We start from the raw sequence: 15,845 nt of genomic DNA, 5'->3' as shown, positions 1-15,845 counted from the left end.
AGGCAAAGGGGTCGGGGTCCTCACAGGCGTTCGAAGGAGCGGCGCAGCTCCCAGTCGGTGACGGCGGCGTCGAAGGCCTCCAGTTCGACGCGCGCCATGTTGCGGTAGTGCGCGACGACCTCGTCCCCGAAGGCGGCCTTGGCGATCGGGCTGTTCTCCCACAGCTCGGCGGCCTCGCGGAGGTTGGTGGGGACGTGCGCGTAGTCCCCGCTGTAGGCGTTGCCCGCGCAGGCCTCCGGCAGCTCCAGCTTCTGCTCGATGCCGTAGAGCCCGGCCGCGACGAGCCCCGCCACCGCCAGAAAGGGATTCACGTCCCCGCCGGGCAGCCGGTTCTCGAAGCGCATGGAGCGGCCGTGGCCGACGACCCGGAGCGCGCAGGTGCGGTTGTCGTAGCCCCAGGCCACGGCGGTCGGCGCGAACGAGCCCGGCTGGAACCGCTTGTAGGAGTTGATGTTCGGGGCGTAGAGCAGCGAGAAGTCGCGGAGCGCGGCGAGTTGGCCCGCGAGGAAGTACCGCATGACCTCCGACATGCCGCCGGGGTCGGAAGCGGAACCCGCCATGGCGTTGCCGCCCTCCCCGTCCCCGAGCGAGAGGTGGATGTGGCAGGAGTTGCCCTCGCGCTCGTTGTACTTCGCCATGAAGGTGAGCGAGACGCCTTCCTGGGAGGCGATCTCCTTGGCGCCGGTCTTGTAGACGGCGTGCTGGTCGCAGGTGACGAGGGCGTCGTCGTAGCGGAAGGCGATCTCGTGCTGGCCGGGGTTGCACTCGCCCTTGGCGGACTCGACGGTCAGCCCGGCGGCGGCCATTTCGTTGCGGATCCGGCGGAGCAGCGGCTCGATCCGTCCGGTCCCGAGGACCGAGTAGTCGATGTTGTACTGGTTGGCCGGGGTGAGGCCTCGGTAGTTGGCGTCCCAGGCCTGTTCGTACGTGTCCTTGAACACGATGAACTCCAGCTCCGTACCGACCTGCGCGGTGAAACCGTGCTCGGCGAGGCGCTCCAGCTGGCGGCGCAGGATCTGGCGGGGTGCGGCGACCACCGGCGATCCGTCGTTCCAGGCGAGGTCGGCGATGAGCAGGGCGGTGCCCGCGTTCCAGGGCACACGGCGGAGGGTGGAAAGGTCCGGGTGCATGGCGAAGTCGCCGTAACCGCGCTCCCAGGAGGACATCGCGTAGCCGTCGACCGTGTTCATCTCGGTGTCGACGGCGAGGAGGTAGTTGCAGCCCTCGGTGCCGTGTCGGAGCACGTCGTCGAGGAAGAAGCGGGCGGCGAACCGCTTGCCCTGGAGCCGGCCTTGCATATCGGGGAAGGCCAGGACGACAGTGTCGATCTCGCCGCCGGCGACGAGGGCGTGCAGCTCCTCGACGCTCAGCGGGGGTGTGCGGTCTGCCACGGGAAAGCTCCTTCGGCTTCTGCGCGCTTTTTCCGGCCGGGCCGGAAGCCATAAGGTATTGCGGAGAACCATTGCTTGGGAAGGGGGTGCCGCCATATGTCGCTGGATGCGGAGGACGGCGTCGAGGACCGGTTGACCCCGGTGCTGCGGCCGGTGCGGGCGGGCAACGGCTTCGAAGAGGCGCTGGAACAGATTCTGCAGGTCGTACGGCTGGGGCTGGTGCCGGGGGGCGAGCGGTTGCCGGCCGAGCGGGAGCTGGCCGAGCGGCTGGGGATCAGCCGGGTGACACTGCGCGAGGTTCTGAAGGTACTGCAGGACCAGGGGCTCGTGGAGTCGCGGCGCGGACGCTACGGCGGGACGTTCGTGCTGCCGAAGTCGGACGCCGGCGGCGAGGACGAGCTGCGGCGGCGGATCAGCGCGGTCGACATCGAGGACGTACTGCGGTTCCGGGAGGTGCTGGAGGTCGGCGCGACGGGCCTGTGCGCGACGCACGGCCTGACCGCCGAACAGGCGGGCCGCCTGCGCGACGCCCTCGCCCGCACGCACGACGCCCCGCTCGCCGACTACCGCCGCCTGGACACCCTGCTCCACCTCACCCTGGCCGAGCTGTGCGGTTCGCCGACCCTGACCGCGCAGTACGCGGCGGTACGGGCCACGGTCAACGACCTCCTCGACTGCATCCCGCTCCTGGTCCGCAACCTGGAGCACTCGCAGCGGCAGCACATCGCGCTGGTGGAGGCGGTGCTGGACGGTGACGCGGACGGGGCGCGGGAGATGATGCGGGAGCACTGCGCCGGGACGGCGGCTCTCCTGCGGGGCTTCCTCGCGTGACAGGTGGGGTTGTCTAATGGTCCCCGTCGAGTCCATTCACGTCGCTTGGCGGTCGGAGGAAAGCATGGCGGGCAGGCCGCTGATCGGCATCAGTACGTATCTGGAGGCGGGGGCGCGCTGGGGCGCCTGGGAGCTGGAGGCCGCGCTGCTGCCGGCCGGCTACCCGCGCCTCGTGCAACAGGCGGGCGGCCTGGCCGCGATGCTGCCGCCGGACACCCCCGAGCACGCGGCGGCGGCCGTGGCCCGGCTCGACGGCCTGGTGATCGCGGGCGGCCCGGACGTCGAACCGGTCCGCTACGGCGCGGAGCGCGACCCCCGCACCGGCCCGCCCGCCCTCGCCCGGGACGCCTGGGAACTCGCCCTGATCGAGGCCGCGTTGGCGGCGGGCCTGCCCCTGCTGGGTATCTGCCGGGGCATGCAGCTGCTGAACGTCGCCGTGGGCGGCACCCTCGTCCAGCACATCGACGGCCACGCGAAGACACCCGGGGTCTTCGGCCGCCACCCGGTCAAGCCGGTACCGGGAACGCTGTACGCGACAGCAGTACCGGAGGAGACCTCGGTCCCGACGTTCCACCACCAGGCCGTGGACCGCCTGGGCGCGGGCCTCGTGGTCTCGGCCTGGGCGGAGGACGGCACCGTGGAGGCGGTCGAACTCCCGTCCGTCGACTGGGTGTTGGGGGTGCAGTGGCACCCGGAGATGGGCGAGGACCTGCGCGTGATGCAGGCATTGGTGGCAGCGTCCACGGCCGCTACTACGACGGCCCCGTCTCCCACCGCGTCCTGAGCCAGCCGAGGGCCGCGTGGCCCTGCGCCCGCTGGAAGGCGCGCAGGGTGGGCAGACCGGGCGGCGGTGGCCGCAGCGAGTGCTCGACGAAGAAACCGGCGAGCCCCGCCAGGGTGGCGGTGACACCGGACGGATCCGCGCCCTCGGCGAGCGGATGCCGGCTGAACAACTCCTCGGGATCCGGACCGCCTTGGGCCCGCACACACGGCAGCATGACCAGCAGGTCGAACCAGGGGGCGGCAAGGACGGCGTGCGGCCAGTCGACGAACACGACCCCGCCGCCGTCCGTGAGCAGCATGTTGTCGGCCCGCAGATCGGAATGCGCGAGGGTGTCGCCGGACGCGGACTCGGCCCAGGGGGCGGCGAGTCGGGCGAGTTCGGGGAGGTGCGCGACCGTCCACGGGTCGAGCCGCCCGTCGACGTCACCCACGTCCCCGTCGAGCAGGCGCCGCCAGCCGTCAAAGGCACCGGCAAGACTCTCGGCCACGGTCGGTGCGGCCACGGGAGACGGTGTGAGCCCGCGCCCCAACTCCTCCACAGCGCGCAGCACCCGCGCCAACTCGGCTTCCCGCCAAGGGACATGAGGCTGCCGCCCCACGACTTCCTCGAAGACCAGGACAACCCATGTGCCGTCGTCATACGTACCGAGGAGCCGAGGAGCGGGAACCGCGGCCGGGAGAGCCGCGGCATTGCGGGCCTCCATGCGATGCAGCCCCGGACTGTCCGGATTGGCCTCGCCACTGACCGCCTTGACGAAGGCACGAGCACCGTCGACGGTCCGCACCCGAACGGCGGTCCCCGGAGAGAATCCGCCGACCTGAGTGACAGCACGACTCACACCCGATCCGAGCAACCGCGCGACGGCGTCGTGGACATGGGCGGGGAGGTCTTCCCAGGGGGTACGGACGCCGGTGGCGGGCGGGGCGGCGGGAGGAGACATGTAGGTCATGGTGAGGGAGGGGTGCGGAGGCGTGCCAAGGGTTTTCGTCCCGAACGCCGACGCTCCGGGCTGGGGTGGTGCACAGCTCGCCCAAGCGAGCCGAGGCCGGCGCACCCCTCGCCTCACCGAGCCGGGCCAGCACATCCCTCACCCCACCGAGCCGAGGCCACACCCCCTCCGCCCCACCCTGCCGAGGCCACACACCCCCCACCCCACCCAGCCGGGCCGGCACACCCCTCGCCCACCGAACCGAAGCCCCACACCCCCTCCACCCCACCGAGCCGGGCCAGCGCACTTCTCACCCCACCAAGCCGAGACCGCACACCCCTCGCCCACCGAGCCGAAGCCCCCCGCCCGACCAAGCCGAGGCCACACCCCCCACCCCACCCAGCTGGGCCGGCGCACTTCTCGACCCACCGAGTCGGGTGGTGGGTGGGCATAGGTCGGGGGTCTGGGGGCGGAGCCCCCAGGGCGGGGCGTCAGCCTCGGGTCAGGGACAGCAGCTCTCGGGCCGGGCCCGTCGGCCTGTGGCCCGTCGGCCAGACCGCTCTCAGGTCTCGGGCCAGGGTGAGTCCCTCGACCGGGATGCGGACCAGGCGTCGCGTCGACAGTTCCTCGCCGACCGCCAGTTCGCTCAGAACAGCCGGCCCCGCTCCACTCACCGCCGATGCCTTGACCGCCGTAGTGGAGGACAACTCGATCAACGGGCGGGCCAGGCCGCCCAGCGCCGCGTCCAGGACCTGGCGGGTGCCCGAGCCCTTTTCCCGGAGGATCAATGGCGTCGACGCCAACTCCGTTGCCGGGACGGGGCGTCGGCGGCGGGCCCAGGGGTGGGTGGGGGCCGTCACGACGATCAGGTGGTCGTGGGCTATCACCGTGGAATCCAAGCCCGGTGGGACCGACAGGCCCTCCACGAAGCCCAGGTCCGCCTCGTCGGCCAGCAGCTGTTCCGCGACCGTCGTGGAGTTGCCTGCCAGCAACGACACCGCCGTGTCCGGGCGTTGAGAGCGCAGGGCGAGGAGCCAGCCGGGGAGCAGATACTCCGCGATGGTCATGCTCGCCGCGACCCGGAGCCGGGAGTCGCGCCGGTGCCGTAGCGCCTGCGCACCCGCGTCGAACGCGGCGGCCGCCTCGACGACCCGCCGCGCCCAGTCGGTCACCAGGGCCCCCGCGTCAGTGAGGCGCGAGCCGCGCGGAGAGCGGTCCACCAACGCCACGCCCAGCTGTCGTTCCATCGAGCGGATCCGGCTGCTGGCCGCCGGCTGGGTGATGCCCAGCTCGCGGGCCGCGCCGCCCAGGCTGCCGAGCCGGGCCACCGCCAGCAGCAGTTCCAGCGCGCCCAGATCCGGCACCCGGTGCGCTATCGAACCTTCCCGCCCGCCATCCGTCTCGCCACTGCTCATAAATCCAGTTTATGTCCCCATAGACACATACTCCCTGGTCGCCCGTCTCAGCCGGCGAGACGCTGGACACATGGTCACCGCAGTTCGTCACCTCGGACCCAACTGGTACGCGTCCGTCATGGGCACCGCCATCGTCGCCACGGCCGGCGCCGGGCTCCCCGGCCACCTCCCCGGACTGCGCACGGCCTGCACCGCCGTCTGGGCCCTCTCCCTCGCCCTTCTCCTGACCCTGCTGGCCGCCCGCGCCCTGCACTGGACCCACCACCGCGACCAGGCCCGCGCCCACCTCCGCGACCCGGCGACGGCCCCCTTCTACGGCTGCCTCGCGATGGCCCTGCTGGCGGTGGGCGGCGGTGCCCTGGTCGTCGGGCAGGACTGGATCGGCCTGCGGGCGGCGGTCGTCCTCGACGCCGTGCTGTTCGGCGCCGGTACGGTCGTAGGGCTGGTGGCCGCCGTGGCCGTCCCGTACCTGATGGCCGTACGGCATCACGTGCCCCCCTCGGAGGCGACCCCGGTGTGGCTGCTGCCCGTCGTCGCGCCCATGGTGTCCGCGGCCCTCGGGCCGCTCCTGGTGCCCCATCTGCCGCCCGGGCAGCCCCGGGAGACGCTCCTCCTCGCGTGCTTCGCGATGTTCGGGCTGAGTCTGCTGGCCACGCTCCTGATGCTGCCGCTGGTCTTCGCCCGGCTGGTCACGGGCGGGCCGCTGCCCCTCGTGCTCACTCCGACGCTGTTCCTGGTGCTGGGCCCGCTCGGTCAATCGACCACCGCCGTCGGCAAGTTCGCGGACTTCGCCCCCGGTGTCGTACCGGCCGCCTCCGCCCAGGCCTTCGGTCTCCTCGCCGTTCTCTACGGCGTCCCCGTGATGGGCTTCGCGCTGCTGTGGTTCGCCCTGGCCACCGCGCACGTGGTGCGCGCCCGGCGCCGGGGCATGGGTTTCGCGATGACCTGGTGGGCGTTCACCTTCCCGGTCGGCACCTGCGTCACCGGCGCGGAGTCCCTGGCCCGGCACACCGGCCTCGCCGGCTACGACGGCCTCGCGTTCGTCCTGTACGGCGTGCTCGTCGCCGCCTGGGCCAGTGCCGCCGCGCACACGGCCCGGGGTCTGGTCAGCGGCGAGCTGCTCGCAGGGCCCCGGCCAGCACCCGTGGCGCTTCGGCCAGTGACGGCCCGTACCACGTCAGGTGCCGACCGCTGACGAGCGCGCAGGGCAGGCCGGGGAAGGCCTCAGGGCCGTCGTCGGCCGTGAAGCGGTACGGCTCGTCGGGGAGGACCACCAAGTCCCTTGCCGCCGCCCGCAGTTCGGTGATCGTGGCGCGCGGGTAGCGCTCGGCGTGCGTCGCGTACGCGTGGTCGACGCCCAGGCGGGACAGCACATCGCCCGCGAAGGTGTCCCGGCCCAGCACCATCCAGGGGCGGCGCCAGACGGGGACGACGGCGGTCAACCGGCCTTCGGGGGACGGGAGTTCGGCCCATGCCCGCTCGGCCTCGTCCAGCCAGCGCGGTCGTACGGACGCCCCGCACGCGTCGAGGACCCGGTCCAGTTCGCGGAACGCCTGCGGGACGTCCCGCACTTCGGTGACCAGGACCTCAACACCCGCCTCGCGCAGGGCCGTCAGGTCGGGCTCGCGGTTCTCCTCCTCGTTGGCGACCACCAGGTCGGGCGCGAGGGCGAGGATCGGGTCGAGCTTCGGGTTCTTGGTGCCGCCGACGCGGGTGACGTCCAGGTCGGGCGGATGGCTGCACCAGTCCGTCGCACCGACGAGAACTCCCGGCAGCGACACGGCGATCGCCTCCGTCAGGGACGGCACGAGCGAGACGACGCGCATCAGCGCGGGCGGTCCTGGACCGCCTCGATGTGCTCGGCCACCGCGACCACGACGACCCGGGTGTCCGGCACGGTCGCGCGCCAGCGGTGGCGCACCCCGCCGGTCAGGTACATCGTGTCGCCGCGCACGAGCCGGTACGCGCGGCCCTCCGCCTCGATCTCGACGGCGCCGTCCGCGACGTACATCAACTCGTCGTTGCGGTGCTGGAATTCGCGTCCGGCGTCATGGTCGCCGGTGAACTCCGAGGCGTGCAGCTGGTGGTGGCCCCGTACCAGCGAACGCATCCGGGGCGCTGCCGACTCGGGTTCCTCGGCGCGTACGACATCGACGCTGCACGCGGGGTCGGCGGCGGCGAGGAGTTCGACGGCCGTGGTGCGCAGGGCGTCGGCCACCTTCTCCAGGGAACTGCGGCTGGGGCGCGCCCGGTCGTTCTCGACCTGGCTCAGGAAGGGCACCGACAGACCGCTGCGCTCGGCCACGACGGCGAGCGTCAGGTCCAGAGAGCGGCGCCGCCGCCGTACGGCCGCACCCACCCGAAGGGGCTGTTCTTTGTGGTCGCCCATCGCTCCGGCTCCCTCCTTCGCTCGTCGGCCTGCGGCTGGTTCTGAAACTTCCTCTGATGAGTTGTCTGCACCCTACGCATGTTCGGCAAACCGTTTCATGCGCCTGTCACATCCACGTCACACAGCGTGCGATCGGACCTCACGGTTCTGGCCAGTACGCGAGGGCCCGCCGGCCCTCCATCACCCCTCGAACAGGGCGAGAGTTCCTCCCTATCTCTTCAATGCGTACGCAGCCGCCTGTGTTCCCGCTCACGACGCGGACCGGATTGCGGGATTTCGTAGCGCTATGTGGTTGGCCGGATCCTTTCTGTGCCGGCGAGGCCCCCTTCCGGGCGGCGACCGCGGGACCGTCAGGTCACCGGGGCCCACTGGTCGACGAGGCCCGGGTGCTGCTTCAGCCAGGTGCGGACGGCGGCCTGCTCCTGGCCCTTGCCGGACTTCTGGATCTGCGCCTCCAGACCGGTGAGCTGCGCCTCGGTCATACGGAAGTCCTTCAGCCACTTCCCGACGTCGGGGTTGTCGGCGGCGAAACCCTTGCGGGCCACGGTGTGCACGCCGTCGCCCTTGCCCCAGGCGCCCTTCGGGTCGGTGAGCTTCTTCAGCTTGTAGTCGCTGTACGCCCAGTGCGGCGACCAGAGCGTGACGACGATCGGCTGCTTCTTGGCGTACGCGCGCCTCAGCTCGGCCAGCATCGCCGGGGTGGAGCCGTCGACGACGTCGTAGGAGCCCTGGAGGCCGTACTCCTTGAGGACCTTGGACTTGAGGAGGCCCATCATTCCGGCGCTGGGTTCGATGCCGGTGATCTTGCCGCCGAACTCGGCGGCGTGGGTCTTGAGGTCGGCGAGCGTGTTGACGTCCTTCACGTACGACGGGACGGTCAGCTCCAGGGATGTGGAGCCGTACCAGCTGCCGAGGTCGTCGAGCTGCTTGCCGTACTTCTTCCAGTACTCGGCGTGGGTGGTGGGCAGCCAGGCGTCGGTCTGGAAGTCGACCTGGCCGGTGGCGACGCCGGTGTAGAGGGGGCCGGCCGCGTACTGGGTGGTCGTCACCTTGTAGCCGCGCTCCTCCAGGAGTTCCTTCCAGAGGAAGGTGGAGGCGATGCCCTCGTCCCAGGGGATGTAGCCGATGGTGATCTCCTTGCCCTTGCCCACGTCCGTGGCGGAGGTCGCCTTCGTGTCGGAGGCGGAGCCGAAGACCCCCAGGCCGCCGGCCACCAGGGCGAGGACGACGACACCGATCACGGCGAACGCCGGGCGGGGGCGGTAGTTCCACGGCTTGGCGCTCTCCGCCGTACGGGCCTTGGCGGCGGCCCTGCGGCCGAGCGGGGAGATCTGCGTGCCGAGCGCGCCGGTCATCCGGTCGAGGTAGATGGCGAGGACGACGATGCCTACGCCCGCCTCGAAACCGAAGCCGATGTCGAGCTGGCCGATGGCCTCGTTGACGGCACCGCCGAGGCCCCCTGTACCGACCATGCCGGCGATGACGACCATCGACAGGCCGAGCATGATGACCTGGTTGACGCCCGCCATGATCGTCGGGAGGGCGAGCGGCAGCTGCACGCGCAGCAGGGTGTTGCGCGGTGAGGTGCCGAACGCCTCGGCCGCTTCGACGAGTTCGGCGTCGACCTGCCGGATGCCCAGCTCGGTCATGCGGACGCCGGGGGCGAGCGCGAAGATCAGGGTGGCGATGATGCCGGCGGAGGTGCCGAGCCCGAAGAAGAGAATCGCCGGAATCAGCAGCACCATCGACGGCATCGTCTGGAGCAGGTCGAGGGCCGGCCGTACGACCGCGCTGACCGTCTTGGAACGGGCCGCCCAGATGCCCAGCGGGATCGAGATCACCAGGGCGATGACGGTCGCCACGAGCACCAGGGCCAGCGTCGACATGGACCGGTCCCACAGGTCGAGCGAGTCGATCAGCAGGAACCCGGCGAAGGCCAGCACCCCCGCGACCAGTCCGCGCAGCCACCAGGCGAGCACCGCCAGAATGCCGGCGAGAAGCAGGGGTTCGGGCGCGGTGAGGACCGCGTTGACGCCGTCGTACATCCCCTCGACGACCGTCTTGATCGCGTCGAAGAGCCAGGACATGTGGGCGACCAGCCAGTCGACACCGGAGTCGACCCAGTCACCGAGCGGAAGCCTAGGCACGGGCGGTCACCTCTTCCGGCTCGGTGGCGGCTTCCCCGCCGAGGAACGCGACCAGCCGTTCCTGCGGTACGACTCCTACGACGTCGTCGGCCGCGTCGAGCACCGCGACCGGGTGGGTCAGGCGGGCGCTGAGGGCGCACAGGTCGGTGAAGGGGGTGTCCGGCGTGGCGGTCTCGCAGTCGCAGTCGGCCTCGTGGCCGTCGACGCCCGTGTCCATGACGGCGGACGCGGTCAGCACCCGGGAGCGGTCGACGTCCTGGATGAAGGAGGCGACGTAGTCGTTCGCGGGGCGCAGCAGGATGTCCTCGGCGGTGCCGGTCTGGACGATGCGGCCGTCGCGCATGACGGCGATGCGGTCGCCGAGGCGCATGGCCTCGTTGAGGTCGTGGGTGATGAAGACGATGGTCTTCTTCAACGACTTCTGGAGTTCCAGGAGCTGGTCCTGCATGTCGCGGCGGATCAGCGGGTCGAGCGCGCTGAAGGACTCGTCCATGAGGAGCAGCTCGGCGTCGGTGGCCAACGCCCGGGCCAGGCCCACGCGTTGCTGCATACCGCCGGACAGCTCGTCGGGCCAGGAGTCCTCCCAGCCGGCCAGGCCGCACAGCGCGAGGGCCTCGCCGGCGCGGGCCTCACGCTCGGCGCGGGGCACGCCCTGCACTTCCAGGCCGTAGGCGGCGTTCTCGCGGACGCTGCGGTGCGGGAAGAGCGCGAAGTGCTGGAAGACCATGCTGATCTTGTGGGCGCGGACCTCGCGCAGTTCGCGGTCGGTGAGCGCGGTGAGGTCCTGGCCGTCGAAGAGGACGCGGCCCGCGGTGGGCTCCAGGAGTCCGTTCAGCATCCGCAGGAGGGTGGACTTGCCGGAGCCGGACAGGCCCATGACGACGAAGATCTGGCCCGGTGCGACGGAGAAGGAGGCGTCGATCACGGCGGCTGTGGTGCCGTCGGCGCGCAGTCCCTCCCGGTCGGCCCCCTTCCGGAGCCGTTCGACTGCTTGGACCGGTCGTCTGCCGAACACCTTGTGCAGGTGTTCGGCTTCTAGCCTGGCTGACACGCTTACCTCTCGATCGGGGGCAGGACATGGCGGGCTCCTACAGTTGAATGTGCAACCGAGCCCGCTCCGAGGCCGCGCCTGCCCTCGCTTTCCACGCGCAAACACAGAGTGGTCCAGCTCACCGGCCGGTCGTCCGTCCCACCGGTCGGCCGCGTTCGTCTCTCCGGGTGACGGGGAGAGGTGGCCGTCGGGCCGTCGTGCGGCATGATGCGTGACGTGACCGGACGACTGATGCTCCTCGACACCGCCTCGCTCTACTTCCGCGCCTACTTCGGCGTCCCGGAGTCCGTGAAGGCACCGGACGGGACGCCGGTGAACGCCGTGCGCGGGCTGCTCGAATTCATCGACCGGCTGGTCAAGGACCACCGCCCCGACCAGCTGGTCGCGTGCATGGACGCGGACTGGCGGCCCCAGTGGCGGGTCGACCTGATCCCCACCTACAAGGCGCACCGTGTCGCCGAGGTGCGCGAGAGCGGCCCGGACGCGGAGGAGGTGCCGGACACCCTCTCCCCGCAGGTCCCGATCATCGAGGCCGTCCTCGACGCGGTCGGCATCGCGCGCGTGGGCGTCGAGCCGTACGAGGCGGACGACGTGATCGGCACGTTCACCGCGCACGCCAAGGGCCCGGTCGACATCGTCACCGGCGACCGCGATCTGTACCAGCTCGTCGACGATGCCCGCGGTGTCCGCGTCCTGTATCCGATCAAGGGCGTCGGCTCGCTCCAGCTCACCGACGAGGCGTTCCTGCGCGAGAAGTACGGCGTCGACGGCCGCGGTTACGTGGATCTGGCGCTGCTGCGCGGCGACCCCAGCGACGGTCTGCCGGGCGTGCCCGGGATCGGCGAGAAGACGGCGGCCAAGCTCCTCGCGGAGTTCGGTGACGTCGCCGGGATCATGGCGGCGATCGACGACCCGAAGTCCAAGCTGACCCCTTCGCAGCGCAAGCGCCTCGACGAGGCGCGGCCCTACGTCGCGGTCGCACCCAAGGTCGTACGGGTCGCGGACGACGTACCGCTACCGGATGTCGACCTCGCCCTGCCGCGCGCCCCGCGTGATCCGGAGCTGGTGGGCGCACTGGCGGAACGCTGGGGGTTGGGCGGATCATTGCAGCGACTGCTGACCACACTCGGCGCGTAAGCAATGTTCTTGCCCTCGCTTTCTTGCCTTTCACAGAGAATGTAGTGCTAACTTAGGTAAGCCTAAGCATGGGAATTCGGGAGGCCGTCATGGCAGAACGTCCGGCACGGAAGCCGCGTAAGCCCCACTCCGCGCAGGTCGTCCGCACCGAACGGCTGACCCCCCACATGCAGCGCGTGGTGCTCGGTGGCGAGGGTCTGGCCGAGTTCTCGGCGGACACGTGCACCGATCATTACGTGAAACTGCTCTTCCCCTCCGGGGGCGCCACCTACCCCGAGCCCTTCGACATGGAGCGCATCCGCGCCGAGTTCCCGCGCGAGCAGTGGCCGGTGACCCGGACCTACACCGTGCGCGCCTGGGACGCCGAACACCTCGAACTCACCCTGGACTTCGTGATCCACGGCGACGAGGGCCTCGCCGGCCCGTGGGCCACCCGCGTCCAGCCGGGCGAGACCGTCCGCTTCATGGGCCCCGGCGGCGCCTACGCCCCCGACACCGACGCCGACTGGCATCTGCTCGCCGGGGACGAGAGCGCGCTGCCCGCGATCGCCCGCGCGTTGGAGTCGCTGCCCGAGGGCGCCACGGCCCACGCCTTCGTGGAGATCTCCGGGCCCGAGGAGGAGCAGAAGATCGACTCCGACATCGAGGTCGTCTGGCTGCACCGCGGTGACCGTCCCGTCGGCGAGACACTCGTCGAGGCCGTACGGGCCCTGGAGTTCCCCGAGGGCCGTGTGCACGCGTTCGTGCACGGCGAGGCGGCCTTCGTGAAGGACCTGCGGGCCCTGCTGCGGGTCGAGTCGGCGATTCCGCGCGAGGATCTGTCGATCTCCGGCTACTGGCGGCTCGGTCACAACGAGGACGGGTGGCAGGCATCCAAGCGGGAGTGGAACGCGAAGATCGAGGCGGAGCAGGAGGGCGTTGCCGCGTAGTCGCGCTGCTGGGGGTGCCACGACGGACCGTTGGCGTGTGCGGCGCCGTCGTGGCTGGTCGCGCAGTTCCCCGCGCCCCTTTGGGGCGCTTACACCGACCGCTGATAGGACCTGAACGTACGTATCGACAGCCATACCGCCGCCACCGCCAGGCCCAGTAGCGCGCCGCCCCGGCTGAGTACGTCACCCCAGTCGGGGTGCTCGGACATCGCCGAACGGCCCGCCACCATCGCCCAGTTGAGTGGGTTGAAATCGGCTGTGTGCCGCATCCATGTGGGCATCTGCGAGGGTGCCATGAAGGCGCTGGAGAGGAACGTCAGCGGCAGCAGCAGGAACGTGTTGATGCCGATGATCGACTCCCGCTCCTGCACCAGCATGCCGAGCGCGTTGGACAGTGCCCCGAAGATGGTGCCCAGCAGTACCGAGGCGACTGTCAGGATCGCGATGCCGCCGACGCCGCCCGGGTAGTCGGCGCCGCCGAGCAGTCCGAGCAGCACGATGACCACCGACTGGAACGCGGTCACCAGGCCGTTGTTGACGACATTGCCGTTCATCAGCGCGGCCCGGCTGACCGGAGTGGTCAGGAAGCGGTTGAGGGTGCCGCGCTGGATCTCCTCCAACGTGCCCATGCCCGCCCACATGTTGGAGCTGAGCGCGCTCATCACGACCACCCCGGGGACGAGGTAGTCCAGGTACGAGGTGGTGCCGAAGCCGCCGAGTTCGACGACCTTCTTGAAGAGGTTGCCGAAGAGGAACAGCCAGATCACCGGCTGGATGAGGGTGATGACCGCGAAGGCGGGCTGCCGTGCGAACACCATGAGTTGACGCTGCGTCATGTACCAGGTCTGGGAGACGGCGGTGCTCATCGCACACCTCCGGCGACCGCGAGCTGCCCGGTGCTGTCGGTGTCGGCCTCCGAGTAACGGCGGCCTGCGTAGCGGAGATAGACGTCGTCGAGCGAGGGGCGGGCGACGGTCGCGGCGGCGACCCCGACGCCGACGCGCTCGAACGCCGCCAGCAGGACGGGCATCGCGGCCGCTCCGTCGTCGGCGCGGGCACTGACCCGGCGTCCGTCGACCAGCACCTCGTGCACGCCCGGCAGTCCGACGAGGGCGCTCCTGAGCAGCGTACGACCGGCGTCGCCGACCGCTTCGCGCAGCTCCAAGTGGACGGCGTCGCCCCGGAGTTCACCCTTGAGGGAGTCGGGGGTGCCCTCCACGACGACCCGGCCGCGGTCGACGATCGCGATGCGCTCGGCGAGCCGGTCGGCCTCTTCGAGGTAGTGCGTGGTGAGCAGGATGGTCAGCCCCTCCTCCCCCGCGAGCCGGCCGATCTCGTCCCACATCGCGGTGCGGGCCTCCGGGTCGAGGCCGGTGGTGGGCTCGTCGAGGAACAGCACCTCGGGCCGGTGCACCAGGCCGAGCGCCACGTCCAGGCGGCGGCGCATTCCGCCGGAGTAGCCCTTCACCGGGCGCCTGGCGGCGTCGGCGAGGGTGAAGCGGTCGAGGAGTTCGTCCACCCGCTTCGTGAGGGCGGCGCCCTTCAAGCCGTAGAGCCTGCCCTGGAGTTGGAGGTTCTCGCGGCCGGTCGCCGTCGGGTCGGCGCCCGAGTTCTGGGCGACCACGCCGATCGCGCGGCGGACCCGGTCCGGGTGGCGCAGTACGTCGTGTCCCGCGACGGTGGCCGTGCCGGAGTCGGGCCGGGCCAGGGTGGTGAGGATCTTGACGGTGGTGGACTTGCCGGCGCCGTTCGGCCCGAGGAGGCCGAAGACGGTGCCGGGTTCCACGGTGATGTCCATGCCGTTGAGGGCGGTGACGTCGCCGGGATAGGTCTTGACCAGTCGGCGTGCCTCGACCGCGGGCGCACCGGTGCTCGTACGAGTACTGCTCATGTCGACTGCTCTCCATGAATGAGCGGATGTGAGTGTGAAAGGTCACGACTGATCCGCGTGCAGAGCGCCGGGCTATCCTGGGTGTGCCGCACCTCGATCGCCTGGCTTGCCGCACGGCGGGTCGGTCTCGGGGTTCGTGACCCCGGCAGGGCTGCTGCAACAGTCCGGTCGGGGTCAGTTCTCGCTAGCTGAACTCCGTTGGCTGCTCCCCCGTTTCGTGGAAGTGGCGCCAGCCTTCGACGCCGAGCATCGAGCCCTTTCGGAGCTCTTCCAACAGGCCGCGGACCCACTCGGTCTGCGCCTCGGTCATGTGCAGCTGGTACTCGACCTCGACGAGGAAGAGCCGGGGCACCGATTCATAGAGCTTCTCCAGCGCTCCGCGCTCACCGGCCGCCTGCACCTCCAGGTTCTTCACCCGCTCCTCCAGCAGCGTCGCCGCCTCGTCGGGGTGCAGGGCGCCCAGCAGTGAGAGGGCCGTCTCGAAGATGGGGAACTCCTTGACCGGGCGGGCCAGCAGCTCCGACAGCCACTCGGTCATCTCCTCGCGTCCGGCGCCGGTCAGGCCGTAGACCGTGCGCTCGGGGCGGTTGCCCTTGCGCTCTATGTCGGCGACCTCGACGAAGCCGTGCTTCTCCAGGTTCTGCACGACCGTGTAGAGCGAGCCGTAGTTGATCTTCGTGCTGGTGTCCTTGCCCTGGCGGCGCAGGGTCTGGGCGATCTCGTACGGATGCATGGGGCCCTGGCAGAGGGTCACCAGCACGGCGAGTGCCAGCGGGTTGCTGAGCTTGCGACGCTTCGCGGCCACCGGGACCACCACCTCCCATGCCTCTCTCGGGCACACCTCGCATCCGGATATTCGTGAGCGAACATATCGCGAGTCGGCATGGAACGTCAATACACGATGTATCGCGATTTTGCGGCGAGGGCAAGAGCGTGAGGACTTGGGCCCGCC

General features: G+C 70.7%; 15 protein-coding genes. 5 read left to right on the top strand and 10 right to left on the bottom strand.

What is annotated here, in order from left to right; translation table 11 throughout:
* Nucleotides 1-20 precede the first annotated feature (20 nt).
* Entirely contained in the window at nt 21-1,391 is a 1,371-nt protein-coding gene (locus ACIBJH_RS30465; RefSeq protein WP_399120072.1) for a glutamine synthetase family protein, read from the bottom strand.
* Between the two features lie 96 nt (nt 1,392-1,487).
* On the opposite strand from ACIBJH_RS30465, the gene ACIBJH_RS30460 reads away from it, so the two are divergent.
* Together ACIBJH_RS30460 and ACIBJH_RS30455 are read left to right on the top strand one after the other, a co-directional pair.
* Nucleotides 1,488-2,222: an FCD domain-containing protein gene (locus ACIBJH_RS30460; protein ID WP_362972172.1), complete on the top strand. Its 735-nt coding sequence runs from the start codon at nt 1,488-1,490 to the stop codon at nt 2,220-2,222.
* A gap of 64 nt (nt 2,223-2,286) precedes the next feature.
* Entirely contained in the window at nt 2,287-3,006 is a 720-nt protein-coding gene (locus ACIBJH_RS30455) for a gamma-glutamyl-gamma-aminobutyrate hydrolase family protein (RefSeq protein ID WP_399120071.1), read from the top strand.
* Here ACIBJH_RS30455 and ACIBJH_RS30450 read toward each other — a convergent pair.
* Both ACIBJH_RS30450 and ACIBJH_RS30445 read right to left on the bottom strand, forming a co-directional pair.
* Entirely contained in the window at nt 2,975-3,946 is a 972-nt protein-coding gene (locus ACIBJH_RS30450) for a phosphotransferase (RefSeq protein WP_399120070.1), read from the bottom strand. The genes ACIBJH_RS30455 and ACIBJH_RS30450 overlap by 32 nt on opposite strands.
* A 479-nt stretch (nt 3,947-4,425) precedes the next feature.
* On the bottom strand, nt 4,426-5,349 hold the full coding sequence (locus ACIBJH_RS30445) for a LysR family transcriptional regulator (protein ID WP_399120069.1): 924 nt from the start codon (nt 5,347-5,349) through the stop codon (nt 4,426-4,428).
* 70 nt (nt 5,350-5,419) lie between these two features.
* Between ACIBJH_RS30445 and ACIBJH_RS30440 the strand changes: the two genes are divergently transcribed.
* The gene (locus tag ACIBJH_RS30440) at nt 5,420-6,544 is read left to right on the top strand and encodes a TDT family transporter (protein ID WP_399120068.1); all 1,125 of its coding nucleotides are present in this window, start codon (nt 5,420-5,422) and stop codon (nt 6,542-6,544) included.
* On the opposite strand, the gene ACIBJH_RS30435 is transcribed toward ACIBJH_RS30440, so the two are convergent.
* The 4 genes from ACIBJH_RS30435 to ACIBJH_RS30420 all read right to left on the bottom strand — a co-directional run bounded on the left by ACIBJH_RS30435 (nt 6,456) and on the right by ACIBJH_RS30420 (nt 10,936).
* Nucleotides 6,456-7,175, bottom strand: a complete 720-nt coding sequence (locus ACIBJH_RS30435; RefSeq protein ID WP_399120067.1) for a helical backbone metal receptor — start codon at nt 7,173-7,175, stop codon at nt 6,456-6,458. The genes ACIBJH_RS30440 and ACIBJH_RS30435 overlap by 89 nt on opposite strands.
* Nucleotides 7,175-7,738 carry a helix-turn-helix domain-containing protein gene (locus ACIBJH_RS30430; RefSeq protein ID WP_201049763.1) on the bottom strand — a complete coding sequence of 188 codons (564 nt, stop codon included), beginning with the start codon at nt 7,736-7,738 and terminating at the stop codon, nt 7,175-7,177. The genes ACIBJH_RS30435 and ACIBJH_RS30430 overlap by 1 nt, the downstream gene beginning before the upstream one ends.
* 350 nt (nt 7,739-8,088) lie before the next feature.
* Complete coding sequence (locus ACIBJH_RS30425) at nt 8,089-9,885, bottom strand: ABC transporter permease/substrate binding protein (protein ID WP_399120066.1); 1,797 nt, start codon at nt 9,883-9,885, stop codon at nt 8,089-8,091.
* Nucleotides 9,878-10,936: a glycine betaine/L-proline ABC transporter ATP-binding protein gene (locus ACIBJH_RS30420; RefSeq protein WP_399120065.1), complete on the bottom strand. Its 1,059-nt coding sequence runs from the start codon at nt 10,934-10,936 to the stop codon at nt 9,878-9,880. Before ACIBJH_RS30420 ends, ACIBJH_RS30425 begins: the two co-directional genes overlap by 8 nt.
* 207 nt (nt 10,937-11,143) lie before the next feature.
* On the opposite strand from ACIBJH_RS30420, the gene ACIBJH_RS30415 reads away from it, so the two are divergent.
* Nucleotides 11,144-12,073 (top strand): 5'-3' exonuclease H3TH domain-containing protein, encoded by a 930-nt coding sequence (locus ACIBJH_RS30415; protein WP_399120195.1) that lies wholly within the window; start codon nt 11,144-11,146, stop codon nt 12,071-12,073.
* A gap of 89 nt (nt 12,074-12,162) precedes the next feature.
* Nucleotides 12,163-13,002 (top strand): siderophore-interacting protein, encoded by an 840-nt coding sequence (locus ACIBJH_RS30410; protein ID WP_399120063.1) that lies wholly within the window; start codon nt 12,163-12,165, stop codon nt 13,000-13,002.
* Between the two features lie 89 nt (nt 13,003-13,091).
* Here the strand turns inward: ACIBJH_RS30410 and ACIBJH_RS30405 are convergent, their stop codons facing one another.
* The 3 genes from ACIBJH_RS30405 to ACIBJH_RS30395 form a co-directional block, all read right to left on the bottom strand.
* Complete coding sequence (locus tag ACIBJH_RS30405; RefSeq protein ID WP_399120062.1) at nt 13,092-13,868, bottom strand: ABC transporter permease; 777 nt, start codon at nt 13,866-13,868, stop codon at nt 13,092-13,094.
* Nucleotides 13,865-14,893: an ATP-binding cassette domain-containing protein gene (locus tag ACIBJH_RS30400; protein WP_399120061.1), complete on the bottom strand. Its 1,029-nt coding sequence runs from the start codon at nt 14,891-14,893 to the stop codon at nt 13,865-13,867. Before ACIBJH_RS30400 ends, ACIBJH_RS30405 begins: the two co-directional genes overlap by 4 nt.
* 184 nt (nt 14,894-15,077) lie before the next feature.
* A complete protein-coding gene (locus ACIBJH_RS30395) occupies nt 15,078-15,698 on the bottom strand; it encodes a PadR family transcriptional regulator (protein WP_262058474.1) in 621 nt (206 codons plus the stop codon).
* Between the last annotated feature and the right edge of the window lie 147 nt (nt 15,699-15,845).

This window comes from Streptomyces sp. NPDC050548 (assembly GCF_044457385.1).
Taxonomy (GTDB): domain Bacteria; phylum Actinomycetota; class Actinomycetes; order Streptomycetales; family Streptomycetaceae; genus Streptomyces.
Note: the sequence above shows the minus strand (reverse complement) of the source record. Positions and strands in the feature narration are given on the sequence as shown.

What these genes read in the sequence shown, in the direction of transcription:
- ACIBJH_RS30460 (WP_362972172.1), top strand. Translation starts at nt 1,488, where the DNA reads ATGTCGCTGGATGCGGAGGACGGCGTCGAGGACCGGTTGACCCCGGTG.
- ACIBJH_RS30440 (WP_399120068.1), top strand. Translation starts at nt 5,420, where the DNA reads ATGGTCACCGCAGTTCGTCACCTCGGACCCAACTGGTACGCGTCCGTC.
- ACIBJH_RS30400 (WP_399120061.1), bottom strand. Translation starts at nt 14,893, where the DNA reads ATGAGCAGTACTCGTACGAGCACCGGTGCGCCCGCGGTCGAGGCACGC.
- ACIBJH_RS30405 (WP_399120062.1), bottom strand. Translation starts at nt 13,868, where the DNA reads ATGAGCACCGCCGTCTCCCAGACCTGGTACATGACGCAGCGTCAACTC.
- ACIBJH_RS30445 (WP_399120069.1), bottom strand. Translation starts at nt 5,349, where the DNA reads ATGAGCAGTGGCGAGACGGATGGCGGGCGGGAAGGTTCGATAGCGCAC.
- ACIBJH_RS30455 (WP_399120071.1), top strand. Translation starts at nt 2,287, where the DNA reads ATGGCGGGCAGGCCGCTGATCGGCATCAGTACGTATCTGGAGGCGGGG.
- ACIBJH_RS30415 (WP_399120195.1), top strand. Translation starts at nt 11,144, where the DNA reads ATGCGTGACGTGACCGGACGACTGATGCTCCTCGACACCGCCTCGCTC.
- ACIBJH_RS30410 (WP_399120063.1), top strand. Translation starts at nt 12,163, where the DNA reads ATGGCAGAACGTCCGGCACGGAAGCCGCGTAAGCCCCACTCCGCGCAG.
- ACIBJH_RS30450 (WP_399120070.1), bottom strand. Translation starts at nt 3,946, where the DNA reads ATGTCTCCTCCCGCCGCCCCGCCCGCCACCGGCGTCCGTACCCCCTGG.
- ACIBJH_RS30435 (WP_399120067.1), bottom strand. Translation starts at nt 7,175, where the DNA reads ATGCGCGTCGTCTCGCTCGTGCCGTCCCTGACGGAGGCGATCGCCGTG.
- ACIBJH_RS30430 (WP_201049763.1), bottom strand. Translation starts at nt 7,738, where the DNA reads ATGGGCGACCACAAAGAACAGCCCCTTCGGGTGGGTGCGGCCGTACGG.